The following is a 23,200-nucleotide window of genomic DNA, read 5'->3' as shown; positions in this document are numbered from 1 at the left end:
CACGGAGCGGAGGTCGGGTCGGGAGCATCCGCTTGCAGCGATACACTCGAAAGTGTGAATTCTCAGGAAACTGTCGACGTTGTCCTCATTGGTGGCGGCATCATGAGCGCCACCCTCGGAACGCTCCTCAAGGAGTTGCAGCCCAACTGGCGCATCGAGGTGTACGAGCGCCTCGGCGAACTGGCCCAAGAGAGCTCGAACCCGTGGAACAACGCCGGCACCGGGCATGCCGGGTTGTGTGAACTCAACTATATGCCGCAGGCTGCGGATGGTTCGGTCACCGCAGACAAGGCCGTTGTGATCAACGAGCAGTTCCAGATCAGCCGGCAATTGTGGGCGCATCTCGTTTCTATTGGTGCCTTGCCGGAGCCGAGCAAGTTCATCAACTCCACTCCGCACATGACGTTCGTACACGGCAAGGCCAACGTCGAATACCTGCGCAAGCGTCACGCCGTGCTCGCGGTTGAGCCGCTGTTCGCCGGCATGGAGTTCAGCGACAACGCCTCCAAGATCGGCACCTGGACCCCGCTGCTCACCCGCAAGCGTCCGGCCGGCCAGAAGATCGCCGCCACGCGCATCGCGAGCGGCACCGACGTCGACTTCGGCGCCCTCACCCGGTTCATGTTCGACAACCTCGCGAAGCAGGGGGTCAGCATGCACATGAACGAGCAGGTCGTCGGCCTCAAGCACAAAGCGGATGGCTCGTGGAACCTCAAGCTGCTGCGTCAGGTCGGGCAGACCCGCAGCAACATCAACGCGCGGTTCGTCTTCGTTGGCGCCGGCGGTGGCGCGCTCGCGCTGCTACAGCAGAGCGGAATCCCCGAAATTCAAGGGTTCGGCGGCTTTCCGATCAGCGGGCAGTTTTTGCGCACGACCAACCCCAAGCTCGTTGCCCAGCACCAGGCCAAGGTCTACGGTAAGGCGGCTAAGGGCGCCCCGCCCATGTCGGTGCCGCACCTCGACACCCGCGTGGTCGACGGCGAGATGTCGCTATTGTTCGGCCCATACGCCGGGTTCAGCCCGAAGTTCCTAAAGACCAGCACTTGGTTCGACCTGCCGTTCTCCATTCGCACGCACAACCTCGGCCCGATGCTCGCCGTAGCCCGGCACAACTTCGACCTCATGAAATACCTGATCGGCGAGGTGTTCGCCTCGCGCACGACCAAGCTGAAGGCGCTGCGCGAGTTCATTCCCGCCGCCGTCTCCGGTGACTGGGAACTGATCACGGCCGGCCAGCGCGTGCAGGTCATGAAGAAAGACGCCAAGCTCGGCGGAGTGCTGCAGTTCGGCACCGAAGTCATCACCTCATCCGACGGTTCGATCGCCGGGCTGCTCGGTGCCTCGCCGGGAGCCTCGACGGCCGCGCCGATCATGGTGGACCTGCTGGCGCGCTGCTTCCCGGACCGCATTGAGGGCTGGAAGCCGCGCATCCGCCAGATGATTCCGAGCTACGGCACCCGCTTGTCCGACGACCCCGCAGCTGCCACAGCGTCGCTCGCCGCGACGGCTGAGGTTCTGCACCTCACGAACTAGGCGCGTCCCGGCGGTCGGTAAGTAGCCGACGCCGCGCATAGCTCCTGCTATTTGTGGGTACGAATGTGAACTTGTGCGTGTTTCCGCGGGTTCCCGGTCGTGCCCGGAACGATTTGCACGAGTTAGGCGCGTCGGGGCGGTGCTGCCCGAGTCGCGTGTGTGGCTAATTCAGGAAATTCTCCGGTGTAGTCAACTGTTGGCCCGGAATCTAGTGCCTCTGGCCTGGCCAGCGGCCGGGATTTCCTGATTTAGCCCCCGGCGGGTCGGCGGGTCGGTGAGTCGACCGACAGGTGGTCTGACCGGGTCAGTTCCCGGCTAAAGCCTTCGGGCTTGGTGTGAGTTGGGTAGGAGTGCTCTGTCAACCCCTTGAAGGAGTGAGCGGGCCGGGGTCTTCTGAGTAATCCAAAAGCGGCCCGGAGGCGGCAAGTGAACCCTAACAATGGCGTTTCGAATGCGGAGAATCTGCGCGTATCGCAACTCGGCATCCTCCAGCTCACACCCACCGAATGGCTCGTTCGAGATCCCGCACTACCGGACGGCGACCCGGCCGCCCTGATGGGAGTCATCGAACACATCGAGGGTGCCTACGGAGTCACCAAGCTCGGCGTACTCAACACGCGCTGGTTCTACTTCTCGTTCGACCGCGCCCAAGCCACCTTTCTGGTGTCGGGTGCGCCCGAGCTTCCCGCCACAATTGGGTCCACCGAGCCCGTGAGTTCACGCGTCACCGACTAGCACCCCGTCGCCGAGGCGGTCGCTCTGTTTGATTCAAGCGTCCGGTCTTCGGCAGGCGACCAGGCGCTCGGCCCGGCAGGCGACCAGGCGCTCGGCCCGGCAGGCGACCGGGGCGCCAGCCGGATATCGAGCCCGACACCGGGATAAATCATGGGCGCGGACGCTGGGGAGACCACCCGGCTCGCCACCGCGACCAGGCGCCGGCCGGGGTGTCGGGGGGAGTGAGGCTGTTTACGGGTCGTGGCTGTCGGCATCCGTGGTCGGATTGACCGTGCGCTCCTTCTTCTTAATGGATGCCTGCGGCCTGGTCGAGCAGACCACTTACCTTGGTCTGCGCAACGGTGGCGGCGTCGCGCGCGAGGCCTTCGGCCTGCGAGATGACCTTCTGGGTGCCAGGGCCGCCCCACATTTGGCGGGCCTTCGCGGCGATGCGGTCGTAAGCCTGGCGGCCGGCCTTGGATCCGAGTACGAAACCGGTCGCGGTGCCGGCGAGAAAAAGAAACTTACCCTTCATGGGGGCTCCTCGGGTTTAGGCGGTTGGTTCGGCGAGGTTGGGGTCTTCTTCATCGACATCGTGGCCGACCAGATCAGGGTTCGACGGGTCCTCGGCGCGGTCGGCATCGTCGAGGTTCGGTTCGTTGTCGGCGTTGTCCTGGTCATCTTCGGTGTCGGTGTCGGTGTCGCTGTTGCTGTCGGGCTCGACCGGAGTGGCTGTGGCGGCTTCTCCAGCCGTTGAGCCGTCATCGCTCGGTGCGGGCCCGTCTGGTCCGGTATCGGCGCTGGCGACCGGAACGGCCGCTTCGGTGCTTTTATCAACTAAACCGGCGGAACCGGTGTGTTCCTGAGCCGGGCCATCGGGTCCGTCGGGTCCAACCAGCTGGTCGGGGTTCGTGGGAGTACTGGGCGGCTCAGGAATGTCCAGGGGCGGTTCTTCAATGGGGTCAGAGTCGTGGGACACGGGCATACCTTTCTTATAGACAGCGGTCGGATCAGCTGCGCGGCACTCAAGTTATACCGCGAACGTGCGACATTCTGAAGCGCCGCTTCTCAAACATCGTCACCGAGTACGAGTGCGCGCAGTGCCGTTTCGGCCGAGACGCGCCCGGCCGGGTCGATGGTCTCGCCGGTGCGAAACAGATCCACGATACGCGGGTCGACGTAGCTCGTTCGAGCGATGGCCGGGGTGTTACCGAGCACCGCGGCCGCCTGCCGCATCGCTTCGGCAATGGCGCGGGTATCGGCGCGGCGGTTGCGCGACGCCGCCCGCGGTTGCCGTGAAGCGGATGCTGCCGGCTCCCCAACGTCGGTCACCGTTGCGCCAGTGGCGGTAGTGCCGGGTTTCGTGCCAACTCCGGCGGGGCCTGCCTTCGCCCCGCTCCCGGCGGCGCCCGATTCTGTCCTCGTGTGGCTGCTCGCCTCAACTTCATGCGCGGTCCTGACGGAAGCCACTGCCCCCAGATTCTGCGCCAGACTTTGGGCCAGACTTTGAGCCGCAGCGGCCGTGCCGCGTAACGTGCGAAAGTCCTTCGCGCTGAACTCGCCGCCGGTGCGTTCCTTGATGAACTCGTTGACATCGGCGGCCGAGAGAGCACTCTCCTCCCCGTCGACCACCCAGGACAGCAGCGGTGCAGCCGGGCGTTCGCGCAGGCGGGCGCGCAGATAGGTCGCGAGGTCAGCATCCGTTATCACGCCTTGAAATTGTTGCCCGCTCTTGGCGGGAAAGTTCAGTCGCACCACGTCTCCCCGCACCGATACATGCGAGCAGAGCAGGGTCGAGAGCCCGTGGCTGCCGTAGTCGTCGGCGTAACGCTCGCTGCCGATGCGCAACGAGGCGAGATCGAGCATGCGAAATGCCGCGGCGAGGGCCCGCGTGCGCGGCGCGCCGTCCCCGCGCAAATCCCGGGTCACCTGACCACGCGCCCGGGGCAGGGAGGCGGCCAGCTCCAACGCGCGCTCAAACTTGAGGCGGTCTTTCTGTTCACGCCAGGCCGGATGGTAGATGTATTGGCGGCGCTCGGCCGCATCGAGACCGATAACCTGAATATGCCCGTTCGGGTGCGGGGAGATCCACACGTCGGTCCACGCGGGTGGAATCGCGAGCTCCGCGAATCGCTGCCGCAGCTGCTTCTCGCTGACCTTCAGCCCTCCCGGGTCGCGGTAGCTGAAGCCCTTGCCCGCGCGCCGCCGGGAATACCCCGGCCGGGTCGGGTCGCTGCGCCGCAGCCGAGTCACGCGGATGCCGTCGGTGTGCGCATGCCGCAACAGTACTGCGAATCGCCCTGTCTGCCCGAAAGCGGATGTCGCTGCCCGCCCGCAGCGCGCTCGCTGCCACTCCTGCATAGGAGTGCCCGCCTCCCGAGCGAGTGCCGCGATGCGCCAGTGACGGGCGGCGACGCGCGTGGCACGACCTGCGGCATCCGCTTTAGTGCGGGTTTTCTAGGTGGTACTTGTGTTTTGCTAGAACCTGTGTTCGACTATAGCTATGCGGTGGAGCGGGCAAGAACTACAGACCGAACAGGTCGGCGCCCTGCCCGGACTCGCCCGCCTGAACAACCTCGTACGCAGCGTACAGACGCCCGAGTTCGCCGGAATCACGTTCCACGAGATCCTGTGCAAATCGGCGCTCAACCATGTGCCGGGTCAGAGTGCGCTGCCATTCGGCTACACGATCAATCCCTACCGCGGATGTTCCCACGCCTGCACCTATTGCTTCGCCCGACCGACCCATCAGTACCTCGACCTCGATGCCGGCAAGGACTTCGACAGCGAGATCATCGTGAAGGTCAATGTGGCCGAAGTCCTAAAAAGAGAGCTGTCCAAGCCAACCTGGGGGCGGCATCCGGTGGCGCTTGGTACCAACACCGACCCATATCAGCGCGCCGAGGGACGTTATCGACTCATGCCCGGCATCATCGCGGCCCTTGCCGACAGTAAAACCCCTATCTCCATTCTCACCAAGGGCACACTGCTGCGCCGCGACCTCGACCTGCTCGCCGAGGCGAGCGAGCACGTTCCGGTCGACCTGGCCATGTCGATCGCGATCTATGACGATGGACTGCGCGATGACGACCTGCAGCAGTCGGTCGAGCCGGGAACTCCCACGACGAAGGCGCGCCTCGCCACTGTGACCGCGGTGCGCGAACGCGGACTCGACTGCGGCGTCTTTCTCATGCCCATTTTGCCGTTCCTCACCGACACACGCGCGCACCTCGATGAGGCGCTGCGGCAAGCCAAGGCGGCCGGAGCCACGAGCGTTCTCTACTCCGGTCTCAACCTCAAGCCCGCCGTCAAGGACTGGTACTTGCGCTGGCTCGACCGCGAGCATCCCGAGCTGGTGGCCCGTTACCTCGAGCTCTACGCTGGCGGTCAATACGCGCCCAAGGAGTACCGCACCTGGCTCGCCGCGCGCATCAAACCGCTCATTCGCGCGCACGGCCTCGAACGCGGCATCGTCGACCCCTCGACCGGCGGCCTCCGCTCCAGCGCTCTCCCGTCTTCCCCAGAACGGATGCCCCCGCCCGCCGCCCACCTGTCGCCCACCTTCACCCCTGTTCGTGCACCGGGCCCGGGCCCGGAAACGTGGCCCACGATCGATCATGGGCCCGGTTCCCTGAAGCTGGACCCTGGCGCGGAGGCACCCCGCTCCCTGATCGCCGCCGAACTCCCGCCCGACCTGGCCCCGACCCTGTTCTGACCTCATCATCGCGTTCGGGGCCCGGTCTCGGAACGTGGGCCCAGTGTCTGAATTCGGCCCGCGCTTACAAGGTAGACCGGGCCCGAGACTGGAGCCCGCAGTCCCGAGCTCCCAGCCCGAGCTCCCAGCCCGAGCTCGCAGCCCCGAGCCCGTCGCCGCCCGTTCATAAGCGACGCCAGCTCCACCGAGCCGTGAGTCTCGACCCGTTGCCAGACACAACCTGCAATTCACCTGCCCGGCGAGCACCTGATCGCCCGAGGCCACCGAACCAAGACCCCCACCCACCCCGATGGCATACTTACCTATTGGGGGAAATATGTCTTTAGGGTTACCCGGCTACCTGGTGCAGCGCACGCTCGCGCGCGCCATCGCGAGGGCCGCGCACTGGTTTGCGCTGACCTGCATAAGCGCCGCGATCGTCTCAGTCAGTATCCTCAGCCTCAGAACCCCTGAACTCTGGATTACCATCGTGGTCGTGGCCGCGATGGCAGCCCTGCTCATCCTCTTTACCCGGCACCGCCGCATCCTTCTGGCCGTCGCCTATCTGCTCGTCGGCACCCTCGGTGTCTGCGTCTTCACGGCCACCGTGCTCGGCGTTCCCGACGTATTCCCCGCGTCGAACATGTTCCTCGTCGCCCTGCCCAAGATGGCCCTGGTCATGGTCGGTGGCGCGGGATCCACCGCGCTCGCCGGCGTGCTCTGGAGCACCGCGGCCTTTCTGCTGGCCGAGGCCGCCGCGCTCGTCGCTATCGTCGGCACGACCGTGCCCTACCGGCCCGACCTGTTCACCCTTTCGACCTACCTCGTACTTGTCGGGGTCATGGTGCTCGCCGGAATCGATCGCCGCGCCAGCAATGCAGCCCAACCCGCCATCCACCGCGCGGTACAAGACGGCGCCAACCGCCAGCTGCGCGATGCCCTCGACACCCGCGCCATCGCCCTGCTCAACGACACGACCGTCTCCCAGCTCGTCGCGCTCTCCCTGGCCGAACCCGGAGCTCTCTCACCGGGTCTCAAAGCCAGTCTGAAATACACTCTCACCACCCTGCACGACACCAATTGGCTTACTGATATCGACGCTCGCAGAACTATCACACCGCAATCAACGGTTCAGGAGCAAGCGTCAACACCAAACCCGGCCTGGGTCTCCAGCGCTGTCTACACAGCCATCGAACGCTGCCGCGACCGTGGGCTGACCGTCGAAGTCACGGGCGACCGCAATGCCCTCGCCCGCCTCGAGGCCGGCAGTGACCGCGACGTCGGCCTCGCCGTGCAACAGTGCCTGGTCAACGTCATCCTGCACGCCGGAATCACCTCCGCCGAAGTTGCCATCGAATCCGACAGCAGCACAATTTCACTCCTCATAACGGATGCCGGCCGCGGCTTCACCGAATCGGAATCCGCTTCTGACCGGCTCGGTCTACGGCAGTCCGTGCGACGACGCATCGAGCAGCTTGGCGGTTCGGTGCTCATTTGGAGCCGCCCGGGCGCCGGTACGAGCGTGCGCCTAACCGTGCCAGCCGCAACGAAAGCGGTAACGAAGACCGCAACGAAAGCCGCAACGAAAGCCAGCCTGAGAGCCGCAGCGAAAGCCAGCCCGAAAGCCGCGACGAAGAACCCGAACTCGAGGCCCGCCCGATGACCCGCGCGACCCCCACGCCGCGCCGGCCGCGCGCGCCGGCATCCGCTTCACAGCAGCGCCTCGACCCCATCGGAGGTCTGGCGGTCTGGCCGATCGCCCCGGTCGTGGCCCTGATCGTGGTGACCTACGCGATCGCCTCGACCGTGTCGCGTCCGCACGAGATTCAAATCGAGGAGGTTGCGGTCTCCGCCGTCGCAGCGCTCATCATCGCGGCCGCTGTGCTCGTTTGGTCGGCCCGCCCCGACCTGGCCCCGTTCACCCGCGCTCGCGCCATCATCGTCGTGGCCCTCGGGCTCGTCGCCCACCTGCTCGCCGCGGCCAGCGCCTGGCAGTACAACGGCATGGTCCAGGACGACTTTGCCCCGATCGGACTCGGCCTGTTACTGCTCGCCCTCGCCCCGTTTCGGCCGTGGAAAGAAATCCTCGTGCTCGGCGGAACCTCAGCGATCATCGTCGGCGCGACTGCCCTCGTGCAATCGCCTTTTCTCGGCGTGCAAACTCCGCCGGCACTGTTCGCGATCATCGCCATGACTCAGGTGCTCGCGCCCACCCTCGCCGCGGCCGCGTTCTCTCGTCAGGTCGTCAACTCCATTCACCGCTGGCAAACGGATGCCCGCCGTGCGATCCGCGCGCGCACCGAAGAGAGTCGTGACCTCCTCGCGCACGAGGTGGTCGACCATCGCGTTAGAAACCTCGGCGCCGATGTTCTGCCGTTTTTGGCCGACGTGCTCGAGCGGGATACGCTCACCGTCGCCGACGTGAAGCGGGCCCGCTCCCTCGCCTTTCAGGTGCGCCGGGTGCTCGTTGCCGAGGTCGACCATACCTGGCTCGACGACCTGATCGAACGCGAACGCACCGCGCTGACCGAGCGCGGACTCAACCCACTCTGCGTCATCGCCGACCCCGAGCGCCGCGCGACCGCCTTCGACTCCGACCAGCGCGCCGCCGCTGGCGCTATCCTCGTGGCGCTCTGCACCCTCAAGGGCTTCGATCCGACCAGCCTCGTCGTGCAAATCGACGGAACCGGCCCCGCCCCCGTCGACACCGCCCAGGTTACCCAGGCCTTCGGCGCGCGCGGTGCGCTCCCCACCCCGGCCACCGACACCACGACCATCGCCATCGTCACCGCCGCCCAGGATCAAGCTGCAGCTCAGGCCCGCACCCTGGCGCAGGCGCAAGCGCAGCTGACGACCCGATCGCGCAGAACCGGTGAACGCGCCGTCGACACCATCACCATCCAGGCGGGAATCTCGCTACCCCCGTACCAGCGCCGGCGGGCCCTGCGCCCGTACCTCAGCGTGCTCCGCGCTGTCTTCTCCCAGGTGCGCGTGACCAGCCGGCATCCGCTTCTCACGCTAGAATTTGACGCTGACCGCAGCAGCTCAACTTCAACCAAAGGCACCTAATGGCGAAACTGTACTTTCGATATGGCGCCATGAACAGCGGCAAAAGCACCTCGATGCTGCAGGCGGCATATAACTACGAGGAACGCGGCCACCACGTGCTGCTCGCCAAACCGTCGGTCGACACCAAGGGCGACCGCGGAATTCTCTCCCGTCTCGGCGTGACCCGCGCCGTCGATTTTCTCCTCACTCCGCAAACGGATGCCTACGCCCTGTTTCAGCAGCACCGCGCGCAGGTCTTGCAAGAGTCCGGCCGTGACGTGAGCGCCCTGTTGCTCGACGAGGCCCAGTTTCTCACCGAGACCCAGGTCGACGATCTGCTGCGCATCGCCATTCTCGAAAACGTGCCCGTGCTGGCTTACGGCATCCGCACGGACTTTCAAACCGTCGCCTTTCCTGGAAGTCGCCGTCTGCTCGAAGTGGCCCACAGCCTCGAAGAACTCAAGACCATCTGCCGCTGTGGACGCAAGGCCGTGTTCAACGGGCGCCAGATCGGCGGCGTCTATGTGTTTGACGGCGACCAGGTAGCCATCGACGGCGAAGAGATCACCTATGAGTCGCTCTGTGGAAGCTGCTACCTCGAAGAGAGCCACGGCGTGCTCAATAACCGCAGCCGTCACGACGTGCCGTAGCGGCGAAATGGGCCGCAAATTCGACTCGGCGTCGACCGTGCGTACCCCCAGTTCAGGTGTGATAACGGCGATTCGACCGTGATAGGCCCAGGTTTAACGCCGATCGGGCTACGTAATGCTCCAATCGCGCGCTAGCCTGAGAGTCACCTAGGTATTTCAAGATGATCTGCCGGGACTCGCCGTCTACGGCGTATAAACCATCCAAATACCGGGGGGACCCTCATCATGTTCAAGAAAAGCCTGGCTACGGCAGCACTCGCCGTCATCGCCGTATTCGCCTTCGCACCGGCCGCCAACGCGGTTGACTACGTGTCCGACTCCAAGGTGACTATCACGAGCGCGCCCATCGCCGGCGAAACCGCCGTCGTGGCCTTCGCCGCAAACGCCTTCGCTTCTGAGGAGAGCGTTCTCTACTCCGTCACGGGCGATCAGGAGGCCGCGCTCAGCGTCGTCAAGACCGCTGTCACCAAGTCACTCACCAAGACTGCGGAACTCAACGGTTCCTCGTTCGTCAACGTGGTAATTCCCAGCAACGCAACCGGAGACTACACGGTCACCGCTAAGTCCGCGACGCAGGCCTACACCGTCACCCTGGACATCGTTGCCGCTTCAACGAATGCCGCCGACAAGGGCCTCGCCTCCACCGGCTTCAACACTCCGGTCCTCGTCATCTGGGGTGCCGTTGGCGTTCTCGTTCTCGGCCTCGCACTCGTTCTCGTGCGCGTCTCGGTTCGTCGTCAGCACGCTGCTGCGTAATTAGCTTTCTCGAGTAGCCTCCGGGCCGCTCACCGAAACGCCTCGATCACCCTTCGGTGTTGGGGCGTTTCGCGTATCCCCGAGCCCGCCCGCAAGGGCGAAAGTGCGTGGCGTGTGCCTGTGTTCTGTGCCGCGCAGCCTGCGCCCAGTGCCAGGTCGGCCCGGTACGCAGTGCCGGTAAATCTGGGACACGCCGTGCTGACCCGAGGCCGGGCCCGGAGGGTCGCCAATTTCCGGCGTTAGCCACTCGACTCGCCAGCGGTCCCGTCGCGTGTCGAGAGCTCAGAGGCTGGGGACCTCAGTGCTTCAAAGCTGAGAGGCTCAGAAACCCAGCAGTGCCGGCACAATGACGAGCCCGTTGAACGTCACGTGCGCCACGATTGCGCCGCCGATTCGTGCGGTCGCCAGCGCGAGCGAGGCCGCGGCGAGCCCAAAAATCAAAGTCGAGACTCCGACCACGACCACGGTCGAAGTATTTCCCGGGTCGATTGTCACGAGGTGCATGAGTGCAAACGTCAGCCCGCTCACTCCGACCGCGATTGGCCCGGCCCAGCGCGCGGCGCCGAGCGTTGTAACCTGCCGGTATACGCCGCGCAGCACGAGCCCGCGAAAGAACAGTTCCTCCACGAACGGAGCCAGCAGCACCGGGGCCAGCAATGCGCTGAACAGCCACCAGCCGTCGTGCACGGTCTCGCCGAAGGTGGCGCCGGCAGTTCCGATGCTGCCGTAGCCCAAGATCTCGATCAGGCTCGCCACTGTGCGAGCCAGCAAACCGACCCCGAGCCCCCAGACCAGGTCGATCGGCCGAATCGACAGCCGCAGCAGGCTTTTTCCAGAGCGGATGCCGTTCCCCGCGTCGTCGTCGACAGATCCAGCATGAGCACAGTCAGGAGCACGGTCAGGAGCACGGTCAGGAGCACGGTCGCTACCCAGCGCCAGGTTTGAAACCGAACCGGCAGCAGCCGAGTCTCCACCAGATACCGAGTCGGGGCTAGTCAGAACCGAGCTTGATCCAGCGCCGCTCACCCCAGCAGTCGCAGCCGAGCCGTGAAGAATCGCCGCACCCGGCCCATCAAGCGACGAGCCCCAGCCGCCGCGCGCCACACCACCCCCGGCCACCCCAATCGCCACCAACAGAGGCACCCACACGCACAGATAGCCCAATAAATTGGCCACATTCGCGTCCCCAAACGACGTGGAATTAGCCGATTCCAGCAGCACAATGGCCACCACAAGACCGAAGCCCGTCGGCATGAGAACGTTCACGGACTGTCGCGCAACCACTTTCCCCATAAATCCCAATCTACCGGCACCCACCGCCGGTCGGCACGAGCCCCAAAGTTCGGTACCCTCAGAAGAGGGGAACCGCGCATTCGTGCGGTGAAGTACGGGTTGTATTCCTCGACATGAGGGGATCACCCAAGCATGGAACTTCGCGACTACATTCGCATTCTGCGCAAGAGCTGGGTACTCATCGTGCTGTGCACGCTGGTAGCCGTTGGCGCGGCATCCACTTATTCAATTCTGCAGACGCCGCAATACAGCGCCACGTCCAAGGTGGTCACCCTGACGCAGTCCAGCGGGTCCACTGCCGACCTCGCCCAGGGCAACAACTTCTCGGTCGCGCGCGTCAAGACCTATGCCGAGCTCGCGACCACCCCGATCGTGTTGCTGCCCGTCATCGCCAGCCTCGATCTGGGCATAACCGCCGCCGAGCTGGCTAAGAAGGTTGCCGCCGCCGCGCAGCTCGAAACCTCGATCATCGACGTCACCGTCACCGACACCGACCCGGTTCGGGCCGCCGACACGGCCAACGCCATTTCGAACAGCCTTACCCTCGTCGTCGAAGAGATTGAAACTCCCGACATAGCTGACGCGACCTCGCCGGTCAAGCTCACCCTCACGCAGGAAGCGACGGTTCCGATCGCGCCGGTCAGTCCCAACGTGCCGCTCAACATCGCCCTCGGAGCGCTCGTGGGGCTGGCCCTCGGCATCGGCATCGCAGTGCTGCGCGAAACCCTCGAGACGCGCATCCGCAATACCCACGACGTTGAGCTGCTCACTGACCTGCCTATTCTCGGCGGCATCGTCTTCGACCCCAAGGCCAAGGAACGACCGCTCATCGTGCACGTCGACCCACGCAGCCCCCGCGCCGAATCGTTCCGCACCCTGCGCACCAACCTGCAGTATCTCGACGTGGGGCGGGTCGACCGTTCCTTCGTCATCACCTCCTCGATCGAGAGTGAGGGAAAGAGCACGACGGGCGCCAACCTCGCCATCGCCCTGGCCGACGCCGGATCGCGCGTGCTGCTCGTCGACGCCGACCTGCGCCGCCCCAAGGTCGCCGACTACATGGACGTGGAGGGCGCTGTCGGCCTCACCGACGTTCTCATCGGCCGCGCCGACCTGGCCGACGTCATTCAGCCCTGGGGTAAGGCGCAGCTGTTCGTGCTGCCGGCCGGCCATGTGCCGCCTAACCCGAGTGAACTGCTTGGTTCCACCCGCATGACGCAGCTCATCAACGAGTTCAACCGGGCCTTCGACGTGGTCATCTTCGACGCACCGCCCCTTTTGCCGGTAACAGATGCCGCCATCCTCGCCAAAAATGTGGGTGGCGCCCTCATCGTTGTGGCGGCCGGCCGCACGCACAAGAACCAGCTCACCGGAGCCATCGCCGCTTTGAACAATGTCGGGGCGCCGATCTCCGGGCTCGTGCTGACCATGCTCCCCACCAGCGGACCGGACGCCTACGGCTACGGCCATTACGGCTATGGCTACAGCTACGGCGACCCCGAGGCCATCACGCCCTCGATTCCCGCCGAGCCGGCCCGCGCCCGTGGCACGCGCGCCAAGGCTTAGCCAGCCAGCCAGCCAGTCAGCCAGATCTAACGCGGCTACAAATTGCTGCCATTTCTCGAATCGAATCTCAAGGCCGTGCGCGAACTGGCCGTCGTCGTCGACGATGTCGCGCAGAACCCCGCTGGCCACGCTGGCCGGCACCCTCGACCTGAACGCGTTCAAGCCCGTCGACGAATCGATCGCCCTGCAACCCCTGCTCGACGTGCAGCCGCCAGTCAAGCAGGCCAACGTAGCCCTGGCCCGCGCCGCACAAGATGTCACTGCGATCGACATCGACACCGACAACGTACTCGCCGTGGTACGTGACGCCGTCACCCGGCTGCAAACCGTCGCCGAGCAGACCGCGAGCAGCCTGAACGTCATGGACCGCGCCGTCACCCTGCTGCCGGCCATGCTCGGCACGGCGCCGTTCACCGGTGATCTCGAACTGCGCAGCACACCGTTAATCGCGCTGCACGAGACCGATTCGCTCGACCTCAGCTGTGAGCGTCGACTACGCCCCGGGCTCGCGATTCACTGTGCGGGCGCTAACCGGATGGTGCACTCTGCTTGAATAGGGCAATGTCTTCGTCCCGTTCCGCGCACGCCGCACCCGTGAAAAAGCCAAAGAAGGCACGAACCATCGTCGGGCTGGTCGTGCTCGGGCTGCTCGTGTTCGTCGTGGCGGCCACCGCCTGGGTCGGCATTCGCGGTCTGCAGGCCAAGGACGCCCTCGAGGCTGCCGTGCCGCTCGCATCGGCCATCCAAGACCAAATCTTGGCCGGTGACGGTGACCAAGCTGCCAAGACCGCCGCCGACGTTGCCGAATTCGCGGCAACAGCGCGGTCGCGCACGAGCGACCCGATCTGGCGCGGCTATGAATTGCTGCCGTTTCTCGGACCGAATCTCACGGCCGTGCGTGAACTCTCTACCGTCGTCGATGATGTCGCGCAGAACGCCGTCACCCCGCTGGCCACGCTGGCCGGCACTCTCGACCTGAACGCATTCAAGCCCGTCGACGGATCGATCGCCCTGCAACCCCTGCTCGACGCGCAGCCGCCAGTCAAGCAGGCCAATGCCGCTCTGGCCCGCGCCACAGAAGACGTTAATGCCATCAACACCGACGGTGTGCACGACGCCGTGCGCGACGCCGTCACCCGATTGCAAACCGTTGCCGACGACACCGCGGTCACACTCGACGTCATGGACCGCGCCGTCACCTTGCTGCCAGCCATGCTCGGCACGACCGAACCGCGCGATTACATTCTGCTGTTTCAGAACCCCGCCGAGCTGCGCTCCACCGGCGGCATCCCCGGCGCGCTCGCCCTGCTGCACACCGACAACGGAAGCATCGAACTCACCCAACAGGCCAGCTCGAGCTCCTTTCCGCAGTACGAAGCCCCCGTGCTGCCGCTGAGCGACGCCACCCGGTCCATCTACGGCGACATCACCGGCGAATTCATTCAAAACGTCACGATGACCCCAGACTTCGCAGAGACCGGGGCGCTCGCCCGCGAAATGTGGCGCCTCGAATTCGGCCTCGAAGCCAATGGCGTGCTCTCGGTCGACCCGGTTGCGCTGAGCTACCTGCTCGATGCCACCGGCCCGATCACCCTCGCCACCGGCGACGAGCTGACCGCCGACAACGCGGTGCAGCTTCTGCTGAGCGACGTGTACGCGCGCTATGAGGTGCCGGCCCAGCAGGACGCCTTCTTCGCGGTCGCGGCGGGCGCCGTGTTTGACGCCGTGAAGAGCGGCCGCGCCGACCCGACCAAGCTCATCGCCGCGCTCGCCCGCGCCGGAGCTGAACATCGCGTGCTGATCTGGAACGCCGATGAGGCCGAGCAGACCGTTCTTGCCGGCACTACCCTGGCCGGCGCCCGACCGGTCAGCGACGACCAGACCAACCGGTTCGGCCTCTTTCTCAACGACGGTACCGGCGCCAAAATGGACCTCTACCTCGACGTCGCCACCGCCCTCGGCCAGCAGACCTGCCGTAAAGACCTGCGCCCGCAGTACGCGCTCGAGATCACCCTCAGCAATACCGCACCAGCGGATGCCGCCACCAGCCTCCCCGCGTATGTCACCGGCGGCGGCGCGTACGACGTGCCCCTCGGCAGCATCAAGACCGTGGTTTCGGCGTACGGCACCCCCGAGTTGCAAAACCTCGGCCTCACCCGTGACGGTGCAGAGGCCCCGTACCATCCGGCCACCGATGCCACCTATCCGGTGAGCACGATCGCGATCGAACTGGCGCCCGGCGAAAGTACCGTGCTGCGCTTCAACTGGCTCGGCCCGGAGCCGTTCAGCGGCGAGCTCGAGCTGCGCAGTACGCCACTGATCGCGTTGCACGACACATCATCACTAGACTTCAAGTGCTAAGGGTTCGCCCGCAGCGATCAGGCCACACAATGCACTCCGGGGGATTTACCTTGCTTAGAAAACTTCTTGCCACGCTCGCGCTCGTTGGTGTCGCCGTTTTGGGCGGCCCGGTTGCCGCCCACGCTGCCGGCTATGTGGCCGCCGATCTCATCACCATCTCCGGCAGCCAGACCGCCGGCAGCACGGTCAGCGTCGTGTTTGACGACGGCGCCTTCACCGACAGCGAACAGGTTTCTCTCGCGGTCTCCGGTGAAGGTTCGGCCACCCTGGCTGCACTGCAGGCTGCAACCGTCAACGCCAAAAAGACCGCTACGAGCGCCGGCGCCCTCGACCTCACCGTCACCCTGCCGAGCGACGCGACCGGCTCCTACACACTCACCGCTATCGGACGCAACTCGCAAAACATCGGCACCGTCACGTTCACGGTCGTCGCCGCCGACGGAACCGGCCTCGCCACCGCCGGATTAGACGTTCCGATCGCCCTCATCTACAGCGCTGCCGGCGCCCTGCTGCTCGGCCTGGCCCTCGTCATCACCCTGCGCGTTACCCTGCGTCGCCGCGCCGCCACTGCCTGATTTGACTGCCGGTCCCCTGATCGCGGGCCGCGTACTCCACCAAATGCACCAACCACCTGTGGCAAGCTAAGTGCTGGCAACTTTGTATCGCAACGAAAGGTAGCAGCGTGGAACTCCGCGACTACATCCGCATTCTGCAAAAGAGTTGGATGCTCATCGTGGCGCTGACCCTCGTGGCCGTCGCCGCGGCATCCGTTTTCTCGATTCTGAAAACACCGACCTACAGCGCAACCAGCAAGGTGTTCGTATCGATTCAGTCCAGCGGCAGCGCGAGCGATCTCGTGCAGGGCGCGAGCTTCACGGTGGCTCGGGTCAAAACCTACTCCGGTATCGCCATCACACCGCTGGTGCTGCTGCCGGTCATCGAGACCCTCCAGCTCGACCAGACGCCAGCCAAACTGGCCAAGAATATCGAGGTGTCGGCAACCCTCGACACCTCGATCATCGGCATTGCCGTCACCGACGCCGACCCACGCCGCGCAGCGGACATCGCCAACGCGGTCTCCGAGAGCCTCGCCGTTGGCGTGCAGCAGATCGAGCAGCGTGACGCGGTCACCGGGGGCCCCTCCGTGAAACTCACCCGGGTGCAGGTGGCGAGCGTGCCGTCGGTGCCGGTGTCCCCCAACGTGCCCCTCAATATCGCCCTCGGTGCGCTCGTGGGACTCGCCCTCGGCGTTGGCCTCGCGGTGCTGCGCGAAACGCTCGACACTCGCATCCGCAGTCAGCGCGATGTGGAACAGATCACCGAGCTGCCCATCATCGGCGGCATCGTTTTCGATCCGCAGGCCTCCGAGCGGCCCCTCATCGTGCACGCCGACCCGCGCAGCCCGCGCGCTGAGTCCTTTCGCACCCTGCGCACCAACCTGCAGTACCTCGACGTGGAGCGCCTGGACCGCTCCTTCGTGGTCACCTCCTCGATCGGCAGCGAGGGCAAGAGCACTACAAGCGCCAACCTGGCTATTTCACTAGCGGATGCCGGCACTCGCGTTCTGCTCGTCGACGCCGACCTGCGCAAACCCCGCGTCGCCGAATATATGAACATCGAGGGCGGTGTCGGCCTCACCGACGTGCTCGTCGGCCGCGCCGAACTCGAGGATGTCATTCAGCCCTGGGGCCGTGGCCAGCTGTTCGTGCTGCCCGCCGGGCACATTCCGCCGAACCCGAGCGAGCTGCTCGGGTCGTCGCGCATGGCGCAAATCATCGAGGACTTCAACCGCACCTTCGACGTGGTCATCTTCGACTGCCCGCCGCTGCTTCCGGTAACGGATGCCGCGATCCTCGCCAAGAGCGTCGGCGGCGCCATTCTCATCGTCGCCGCCGGCCGCACCCAGAAGAACCAGCTCACCGGGGCCATCGCAGCGCTCGACAAGGTCGGCGCTCCGATCAGCGGGGTCGTCATGACGATGCTGCCGACCAAGGGACCGGATGCCTACGGTTACGGCCACTACGGCCAGTACGGTTATGGACACACCTACGGCGACACCGGTCCGACCCCCGAGGTCATCGCTCCCGCCTACTCCCGCCGATCGAGGGCCCGAACATGACGGCCCCCCGCATTCTCATCGTCTGCACCGGAAACATTTGCCGGTCGCCGTTGGGCGAGCAGCTGCTGCGTGAAAACCTGCGCAGTGCCGGTATCGACGCCGTGGTCACGAGCGCCGGAACCCACGCCATGACGGGTAGTGCGATGACGCCCGAGGCCGCCGCTCTGTCAACGCAATACGGCGCGTCAAACACCCAGCACGTCGCACGGCAGCTCACCGAGAAGCTCATTGCCGACGCCGACCTCGTGCTCACCGCCACCCGCGATCACCGTCGCGATGTCGTCACTCTGCTGCCCAAAGCCACCCGCTACACCTTCACGCTTAATCAGTTCGCCCGCCTGGTGGCCCCGGCCGATGCCGAAGACGCCCATCCGCTGGTCGAGCCTGCCGAGACCGCAATCCCGGTGTCGAAACCCACCTCGGCCACCCGGCCACCCCTCGATTTCTCCGCCTTCATCGCGTCCGTCGCCTCGACCCGCGGACTCCACCCCTCGCCCAACCCGCCGACCCTGGACGACGTCGAGGACCCCTACCGCCAGTCGGCGGCCGTCTACGACCGCGCCGCCGCCGCGATCAACGCCTCCGTCGCCACGATCACCGCCGCCCTGATCGCGGCGGGAGCCTGATGACCCAGCAGCCCCGCCGGCGTCGCATCATCGCCTTCTCCGCTATCGCACTCTTCCTTCTCATCGACGCCGTGCTCATCACGAGCGCACTCACGTCGACCTCGGTCGACGCTGCCGTCGACGCATCTTCGAAGCCGGCCGCTACGGCATCCGCTTTTCCAGTGCCGAGTATCACCCCGACAGCCTCGCCAACAGCCGCACCAGCAGTGATGCCCGTGCCGGCCACCCGTCTGCTCTCTGCGGTGTCGGCCACCGCCGCCTGGCGGGCCAGCACCGGACCTTGTGCGACACCGGCCGCACCCGAACTCAGCACCGACTCCGGAACCAGCTGGAACGCCACCGACGCCACCGGCCGCTCCGGAGTCACCGCCCTGCAATCCATCGCAGCCCAGAGCGAATCGGTCGCCGAGTTCATCGGCCTCGATGAAGACTGCGCCCCGCAGTTCATCAAGACCTTCGTCGCCGGAGATAACTACGCCAGCTACCCCGACGAGCTCGTCGACACGTGGTACGTCGACCCGGCCGACCGCGCCGCCGTGCACGGGCCCGATGGCCTCGCCGCGGCGCCGTGCGACGCGGTTGTCGCCCTCGCTGCAAGCACGGCCGACGCTGACTCCGCCGCCGTTCTCTGCGCCGACGCACGCATCTTCGCCACAACGGAGGCCGCCGCCTCCTGGTCAGCGCCCCTGACCGTCCCGGGAGTGCTCACCCTCACCGCGAGCGACCTGGGTTACATCGCCGTGGCCGCCGGGCACCCGGCCGCCTCGTCGGCGGAGACCGCCTCGGTCGCGTGCCTCGGCCTCAGCGTCGTCGATGTCAGCGTGATCGATCCTGCCGCCGAACCCGCTGCGCTGAGCGCGAGCACCACGGGCTGCTACGCCACTGACGAAACGCCCGCCGAGCTGGCCGCAAACATCGCTGTCGCATCCGCCGAGAACACCCTCTGGCTCTGGATCGGCGACCTCACCCTGCGTTCCACCGACGCCGGGCAATCCTGGCTCTAGTTCCACCGACGCTGGCCGGTCATAGTTCTCGCCCCGCCACCCGCCGTTCAGCCCCGCTTCTTGCATCGCCACCCGCCGAACAACTGCGAAGATTCCCGCTCGACAACGTTCGAAAAATCGCTGTAGCGACCCCACGGCCTCCGAATCTCCGCACCGTCATGAACGGGGCCTCGAGTATGCGCGCGCCCACTTCTCCACAGTTCAAAGAATCCGCAGCACACCCCTGCCAGCTGGACTAGTCTCACTTCATGGACGACAACGTCTCGTGGCTGTTCCAGAAGCAAGATGTGGAGCGTCCGCGCCTCTGCCCGCAGTGCGGGGACGCCATGGAGGTCGCCTGGCACGGTGACGGCTACGACTACGGCTGCACGAACCTCGGCTGCACGCAGCTCTACTTCGGTCCTCCCTATTCTGAGGCCGAGCTGGCCAGCGATGCTCCGCTCGAGCTGGGCCCGCCCAATTGTCCTCGCTGCCTCATGCGCATGGAGGCCGTTCCCGACGAAGAGACCTGGCGGTTCGTCTGTCTCCAAAACGGATGCGACGGCACCTGGCCGCCCCGCAACTCTCGTTGATCGGAAGCGCTGTCAGGTAGCAACTGGGTTGGCGGCCCATTTCGCGAACACGGTCACGTCATCAGGTACGGTTGCCGTGAAATCGAACGGCACAGTCAGTGCGGCATCCCGATACCAGCCACAGAACACAACGTTCGCAGCCTCCGGGGCAACAGGTTGGCCGGGAGAATTGCCGGCCACGAGCCGTTGCTCGTCGGTTGTGCCGTGTCCGTTTAATTCGAAGGAAACGATCGGATCGATCACGCTGTCATAACCCAGCCAGGTCGGTGAGGTGAACCCTCCCTCCACTCCGAATTGCGACAGGTAATGCACGACCAGACCGCTTTCGGCATCGAAAGTCGGTGTGTCGGAAGTGAGTGATCGATGGATCGACGGCGCAGCACCAGCGAACGTGGCCGAGGTGAGTGGCGCGCCGGAGAACGCACCTCGTCCAATGGTGGTCATCGATGCCGGAATGGAGATGGATGTCAGCTCGGTCTGTTCAAACGCATACGCGCCAATCTCGGTGAGTCCTTCCCGCAGCTTGACCGACGTGAGGGGATTACTAGCAAATGCGCCATCGTTGACAGTCGTGACCGACTCTGGGATATCGACTGTCGTCAGGGCATTCCCGGCGAACGCACCCTGCCCAATGTTGGTCAGTGTGTTCGCGAACACTATGGTCGTCAGATTGTCATTGACGAAGCACCAGCTACCGATGCTCGTCACGTTCTCGCCGATCGAGACCGAGTCCAAAACAATCGAACTGAAGAATTCATCAGCGACGGCGGTCACGAGATACTCGTCGACGCCGTTCGACACCGTCTCGGGCACGACAACCGTCGAGGGGCCGTTATAGCCGACGGCAGTCACCGTGCCGTCCTCCGTGCCATACGCATAGGTGATGCCGTTGTGCGCGGTGAAAAACGCTCCGGCTGTCGGCGCGCCATGAGACGTGACTGGCAGGCCCACAAAGGATGCCGCCGTCACCCCCGACGGAATTTCTGGCGGAGAAGAACAAGCTGTAGACACGGTGTCCTCCCAGTAGTTGACTTCGACTGCTCGCACAGCGGCTGGTTTCCGCGGTCAGAAGCACCGCGGCAGACGCCGAATTTTGATTCTACTTCGTGATGTACACGTGTGTTGGTGGTGGCAACACTGAGATTCATCGGCGAAACGCTGGGTTCTCTGTAGGCCACTTCGATCGGCTACTGGGTGGCTGCTTAACCAACGGTGCCCCGGGGCCTCGCTGGTCGAGACTCGCTAGTTCAGCGATCTCAATCGCTTACAAGCTCGCCGTCGTGGGGCCGTGATCTTCGACCACATGCGGGCCCGAGTGCGTCCCATTCTCGCGTGGGTGGGATTGCTCGGCATCATCATCTTCGCCGGCACGCTGATTCGGCCATCGTCGCCCGTGTACTCCGAGCCTCGAGACCCGTCTACTCGCCTGACTCAGCGACCGGCAGTCGTCGATGCTGCACTGCCTCATAGGTGCGGCGCAACGCCTCGGTCACGTCGTCGTACATAGACTGCGCTATGCGCACAAACAGAAAGTCCACCAGGGCCAGCTGCGCAATGCGGCTCGACATGGCGCCCGACCGGTACCGGTTCTCCCGTGCCTGCGTCGTCAGTAGAAAATCGCAGTGGGCCGCGAGCGGCGAATCTGGAAAGTTCGTCACGCCCACGGTTGTCGCCCCGGCCAGGCGTGCCACCTCGAGCGCATGATTCGTCTCGAAGGTCAGCCCGGAGTGCGAGATGGCAATGGCGACTCCGCCGGGTTTCTGTAGGGCGGCTGAGGCCACGGCCAGGTGCGTGTCGGCAAAGTACGTGGCGGACAAACCGATGCGGTAGAGCTTCTGCTGCAGGTCTTGGGCGGTGAGTCCGCTGGAACCGAACCCGTAAATGTCGATGCGCCCCGCCCCCGCAATCGCGCCGACGGCACGGTCCAGGGTGACCAGGTCAAGGGACTTGGCCGTTTCTTCGATCGCTAGAACCTCTTGGTAGGCGATTTTCGCCACGACCTCTTCGGCGCAATCGGTGCGGCCGATCTCGCCGTCGGCGACCGCGAAACGATCGCGCTCCGATTGCTCCCGGCTGGCGGCAGCAGCGACTTCCACCCGAAACTCGCGAAATCCGGCGAAGCCGAGCTTTTGGCAGAACCGCGCGACCGTTCCCGCCGAGGTATCGCAGATACTCGCCAGCTGGCTGATGGTGCGATCCACCACGAGCAGCGGGTCATCGATGACGGCGCGGGCGATGCGTGACTCGGCGGCGCTCAGCCCGGGGAGGGCCTGGCGCAGCGTGAGAAGGGCGTTAGCCATGCGGGGTTCCTTCAGTAACGGCAGCCCGAAGATTGCCCCGGTGCTGCTCCAACACGACATCGGCCGTCATTGCATCCAGCCCGGTCAAGATCATCAGAATCGCCACCTTCACCGAGCCGTGGGCTGCGGTGAGCGCCTCGACGGCAATGGCCGGTTCCGCATCCGTTGCCAGAATAACGGTTCGTTCGGCCCGTGCACGCAGCTTCTCGTTGGTGGCCCTCAGATCTACCATGAGGTTGCGATAGGTCTTGCCCAGCCGAACCATGGTGATGGTGCTGAGCATATTGAGCACCATTTTCTGCGCGGTGCCGGCCTTCAGCCGTGTCGACCCGGTGAGAATCTCCGGCCCGACGACCACATCGATGGCGACGTCACCGGCGCGGCTGAGCGGCGAGTTGGCATTGCAGGCGAGCCCGACGGTGAACGCGCCCAGACTCCGCGCATAGGCGAGTGCCCCGAGCACGTAGGGTGTGCGACCGGATGCCGAGATCCCCACGACCGCATCATGGCCGCCCAAATTGAGCGCCTGCAGATCGGCGGCGCCGGCGGCGAAGTCGTCTTCCGCGTTCTCAACCGCCGTCTGGATCGCCCCCGGCCCACCAGCGATCAGCCCGACGACCAAGGCCGGGTCGGTGCCAAAAGTCGGCGGAATCTCGCTTGCGTCGAGAATTCCGAGCCGACCGGCCGTGCCCGCTCCGATGTAGAGCAGGCGTCCACCGGCCCTGAGCTGGTCGACGATGCCGTCGACCGCCGCCGCGATCGACGTGCGAGCGACGCCGACCGCGCTGGCCACGGTCGCATCCTCGCGGTTCATCGCCGCGACCAGCTCAGCGGTCGTGAGCAGGTCGAGGTCGGGGTAGTTGGTGTTCACCCGCTCGGTCGACAGCGTCGCGAGCACGTCTCGCAGGGCCGCGTCGGGCGAGAGCGCGCCGGGGGAGGCAGCGGAGCCGACGGAAACGGGCAG

Annotated in this window: 21 protein-coding genes and 1 pseudogene; 15 read left to right on the top strand and 7 right to left on the bottom strand. The window is 65.3% G+C overall.

The genetic code is table 11. From position 1 onward, the window contains the following. Positions 1–3: 3 nt before the first annotated feature. Positions 4–1,533, top strand: a pseudogene (locus CXY73_RS15850) (malate:quinone oxidoreductase); the annotation flags it as partial. Between the two features lie 426 nt (positions 1,534–1,959). Next, positions 1,960–2,268: a hypothetical protein gene (locus CXY73_RS15845; protein WP_104178239.1), complete on the top strand. Its 309-nt coding sequence runs from the start codon at positions 1,960–1,962 to the stop codon at positions 2,266–2,268. Between the two features lie 286 nt (positions 2,269–2,554). Here CXY73_RS15845 and CXY73_RS15840 read toward each other — a convergent pair whose 3' ends face one another. The 3 genes from CXY73_RS15840 to CXY73_RS15830 all read right to left on the bottom strand — a co-directional run bounded on the left by CXY73_RS15840 (position 2,555) and on the right by CXY73_RS15830 (position 4,608). Next, complete coding sequence (locus CXY73_RS15840) at positions 2,555–2,782, bottom strand: hypothetical protein (RefSeq protein WP_104134868.1); 228 nt, start codon at positions 2,780–2,782, stop codon at positions 2,555–2,557. 15 nt (positions 2,783–2,797) lie between these two features. Further along, positions 2,798–3,226, bottom strand: a complete 429-nt coding sequence (locus CXY73_RS15835) for a hypothetical protein (RefSeq protein WP_146071783.1) — start codon at positions 3,224–3,226, stop codon at positions 2,798–2,800. An 89-nt stretch (positions 3,227–3,315) separates the two neighbouring features. Beyond that, on the bottom strand, positions 3,316–4,608 hold the full coding sequence (locus tag CXY73_RS15830; RefSeq protein WP_104178237.1) for a DNA topoisomerase IB: 1,293 nt from the start codon (positions 4,606–4,608) through the stop codon (positions 3,316–3,318). Between the two features lie 142 nt (positions 4,609–4,750). On the opposite strand from CXY73_RS15830, the gene CXY73_RS15825 reads away from it, so the two are divergent. The 5 genes from CXY73_RS15825 (at position 4,751) to CXY73_RS15805 (ending at position 10,395) form a co-directional block, all read left to right on the top strand. Further along, positions 4,751–5,962 carry an Rv2578c family radical SAM protein gene (locus CXY73_RS15825; protein WP_104178236.1) on the top strand — a complete coding sequence of 404 codons (1,212 nt, stop codon included), beginning with the start codon at positions 4,751–4,753 and terminating at the stop codon, positions 5,960–5,962. Between the two features lie 316 nt (positions 5,963–6,278). Beyond that, on the top strand, positions 6,279–7,604 hold the full coding sequence (locus CXY73_RS15820) for a sensor histidine kinase (RefSeq protein WP_146071782.1): 1,326 nt from the start codon (positions 6,279–6,281) through the stop codon (positions 7,602–7,604). Next, positions 7,601–9,010 (top strand): hypothetical protein, encoded by a 1,410-nt coding sequence (locus CXY73_RS15815; RefSeq protein ID WP_104178234.1) that lies wholly within the window; start codon positions 7,601–7,603, stop codon positions 9,008–9,010. The genes CXY73_RS15820 and CXY73_RS15815 overlap by 4 nt, the downstream gene beginning before the upstream one ends. Beyond that, positions 9,010–9,639 (top strand): thymidine kinase, encoded by a 630-nt coding sequence (locus tag CXY73_RS15810; protein WP_104178233.1) that lies wholly within the window; start codon positions 9,010–9,012, stop codon positions 9,637–9,639. The genes CXY73_RS15815 and CXY73_RS15810 overlap by 1 nt, the downstream gene beginning before the upstream one ends. Before the next feature lie 225 nt (positions 9,640–9,864). Next, positions 9,865–10,395 (top strand): hypothetical protein, encoded by a 531-nt coding sequence (locus tag CXY73_RS15805; RefSeq protein ID WP_104134875.1) that lies wholly within the window; start codon positions 9,865–9,867, stop codon positions 10,393–10,395. 321 nt (positions 10,396–10,716) lie between these two features. Here the strand turns inward: CXY73_RS15805 and CXY73_RS15800 are convergent, their stop codons facing one another. Then, the gene (locus tag CXY73_RS15800) at positions 10,717–11,688 is read right to left on the bottom strand and encodes a CPBP family intramembrane glutamic endopeptidase (protein ID WP_104178232.1); all 972 of its coding nucleotides are present in this window, start codon (positions 11,686–11,688) and stop codon (positions 10,717–10,719) included. A 132-nt stretch (positions 11,689–11,820) separates the two neighbouring features. Here CXY73_RS15800 and CXY73_RS15795 point away from each other — a divergent pair, with 132 nt between their 5' ends. From CXY73_RS15795 to CXY73_RS15760, 8 genes are all read left to right on the top strand, one after another. Continuing rightward, positions 11,821–13,254, top strand: a complete 1,434-nt coding sequence (locus CXY73_RS15795; protein WP_104134877.1) for a polysaccharide biosynthesis tyrosine autokinase — start codon at positions 11,821–11,823, stop codon at positions 13,252–13,254. Positions 13,255–13,357: 103 nt separating this feature from the next. Next, a complete protein-coding gene (locus CXY73_RS15790) occupies positions 13,358–13,807 on the top strand; it encodes a hypothetical protein (protein ID WP_104134878.1) in 450 nt (149 codons plus the stop codon). A gap of 8 nt (positions 13,808–13,815) precedes the next feature. Continuing rightward, positions 13,816–15,615, top strand: a complete 1,800-nt coding sequence (locus CXY73_RS15785) for a DUF4012 domain-containing protein (protein WP_104178231.1) — start codon at positions 13,816–13,818, stop codon at positions 15,613–15,615. 50 nt (positions 15,616–15,665) lie between these two features. Beyond that, positions 15,666–16,190, top strand: coding sequence for a hypothetical protein (locus tag CXY73_RS15780; protein ID WP_104134880.1), 525 nt, complete (start codon positions 15,666–15,668; stop codon positions 16,188–16,190). 107 nt (positions 16,191–16,297) lie between these two features. Beyond that, positions 16,298–17,734, top strand: a complete 1,437-nt coding sequence (locus tag CXY73_RS15775; protein ID WP_104178229.1) for a polysaccharide biosynthesis tyrosine autokinase — start codon at positions 16,298–16,300, stop codon at positions 17,732–17,734. After that, entirely contained in the window at positions 17,731–18,360 is a 630-nt protein-coding gene (locus CXY73_RS15770) for a low molecular weight phosphatase family protein (protein WP_104178228.1), read from the top strand. Before CXY73_RS15775 ends, CXY73_RS15770 begins: the two co-directional genes overlap by 4 nt. Further along, complete coding sequence (locus CXY73_RS15765; protein WP_104178227.1) at positions 18,360–19,364, top strand: hypothetical protein; 1,005 nt, start codon at positions 18,360–18,362, stop codon at positions 19,362–19,364. The genes CXY73_RS15770 and CXY73_RS15765 overlap by 1 nt, the downstream gene beginning before the upstream one ends. 248 nt (positions 19,365–19,612) lie before the next feature. Then, positions 19,613–19,936: a hypothetical protein gene (locus CXY73_RS15760; RefSeq protein ID WP_104134884.1), complete on the top strand. Its 324-nt coding sequence runs from the start codon at positions 19,613–19,615 to the stop codon at positions 19,934–19,936. 12 nt (positions 19,937–19,948) lie between these two features. Here the strand turns inward: CXY73_RS15760 and CXY73_RS15755 are convergent, their stop codons facing one another. The 3 genes from CXY73_RS15755 to murQ all read right to left on the bottom strand — a co-directional run bounded on the left by CXY73_RS15755 (position 19,949) and on the right by murQ (position 23,200). Beyond that, positions 19,949–20,947: a leucine-rich repeat domain-containing protein gene (locus tag CXY73_RS15755; RefSeq protein WP_158254144.1), complete on the bottom strand. Its 999-nt coding sequence runs from the start codon at positions 20,945–20,947 to the stop codon at positions 19,949–19,951. A 407-nt stretch (positions 20,948–21,354) separates the two neighbouring features. Beyond that, on the bottom strand, positions 21,355–22,236 hold the full coding sequence (locus CXY73_RS15750; RefSeq protein WP_104134886.1) for a MurR/RpiR family transcriptional regulator: 882 nt from the start codon (positions 22,234–22,236) through the stop codon (positions 21,355–21,357). Further along, positions 22,229–23,200, bottom strand: coding sequence for an N-acetylmuramic acid 6-phosphate etherase (murQ, locus tag CXY73_RS15745; protein ID WP_104134916.1), 972 nt, complete (start codon positions 23,198–23,200; stop codon positions 22,229–22,231). Before murQ ends, CXY73_RS15750 begins: the two co-directional genes overlap by 8 nt.

This window comes from Cryobacterium sp. Y50, assembly GCF_002929805.1.
GTDB lineage: Bacteria > Actinomycetota > Actinomycetes > Actinomycetales > Microbacteriaceae > Cryobacterium.
The sequence above is the reverse complement of the archived record's forward strand: the minus strand, read 5'-3'. Positions and strand labels throughout refer to the sequence as shown.

Excerpts from the sequence above, each read along its gene's own strand:
- CXY73_RS15815 (WP_104178234.1), top strand. The coding sequence starts at position 7,601 with ATGACCCGCGCGACCCCCACGCCGCGCCGGCCGCGCGCGCCGGCATCC.
- CXY73_RS15785 (WP_104178231.1), top strand. The coding sequence starts at position 13,816 with ATGTCTTCGTCCCGTTCCGCGCACGCCGCACCCGTGAAAAAGCCAAAG.
- CXY73_RS15810 (WP_104178233.1), top strand. The coding sequence starts at position 9,010 with ATGGCGAAACTGTACTTTCGATATGGCGCCATGAACAGCGGCAAAAGC.
- CXY73_RS15795 (WP_104134877.1), top strand. The coding sequence starts at position 11,821 with ATGGAACTTCGCGACTACATTCGCATTCTGCGCAAGAGCTGGGTACTC.
- CXY73_RS15800 (WP_104178232.1), bottom strand. The coding sequence starts at position 11,688 with ATGGGGAAAGTGGTTGCGCGACAGTCCGTGAACGTTCTCATGCCGACG.
- CXY73_RS15840 (WP_104134868.1), bottom strand. The coding sequence starts at position 2,782 with ATGAAGGGTAAGTTTCTTTTTCTCGCCGGCACCGCGACCGGTTTCGTA.
- CXY73_RS15790 (WP_104134878.1), top strand. The coding sequence starts at position 13,358 with ATGTCGCGCAGAACCCCGCTGGCCACGCTGGCCGGCACCCTCGACCTG.
- CXY73_RS15750 (WP_104134886.1), bottom strand. The coding sequence starts at position 22,236 with ATGGCTAACGCCCTTCTCACGCTGCGCCAGGCCCTCCCCGGGCTGAGC.
- CXY73_RS15825 (WP_104178236.1), top strand. The coding sequence starts at position 4,751 with ATGCGGTGGAGCGGGCAAGAACTACAGACCGAACAGGTCGGCGCCCTG.
- CXY73_RS15830 (WP_104178237.1), bottom strand. The coding sequence starts at position 4,608 with ATGCAGGAGTGGCAGCGAGCGCGCTGCGGGCGGGCAGCGACATCCGCT.
- CXY73_RS15805 (WP_104134875.1), top strand. The coding sequence starts at position 9,865 with ATGTTCAAGAAAAGCCTGGCTACGGCAGCACTCGCCGTCATCGCCGTA.
- CXY73_RS15820 (WP_146071782.1), top strand. The coding sequence starts at position 6,279 with ATGTCTTTAGGGTTACCCGGCTACCTGGTGCAGCGCACGCTCGCGCGC.
- CXY73_RS15770 (WP_104178228.1), top strand. The coding sequence starts at position 17,731 with ATGACGGCCCCCCGCATTCTCATCGTCTGCACCGGAAACATTTGCCGG.
- CXY73_RS15760 (WP_104134884.1), top strand. The coding sequence starts at position 19,613 with ATGGACGACAACGTCTCGTGGCTGTTCCAGAAGCAAGATGTGGAGCGT.
- CXY73_RS15765 (WP_104178227.1), top strand. The coding sequence starts at position 18,360 with ATGACCCAGCAGCCCCGCCGGCGTCGCATCATCGCCTTCTCCGCTATC.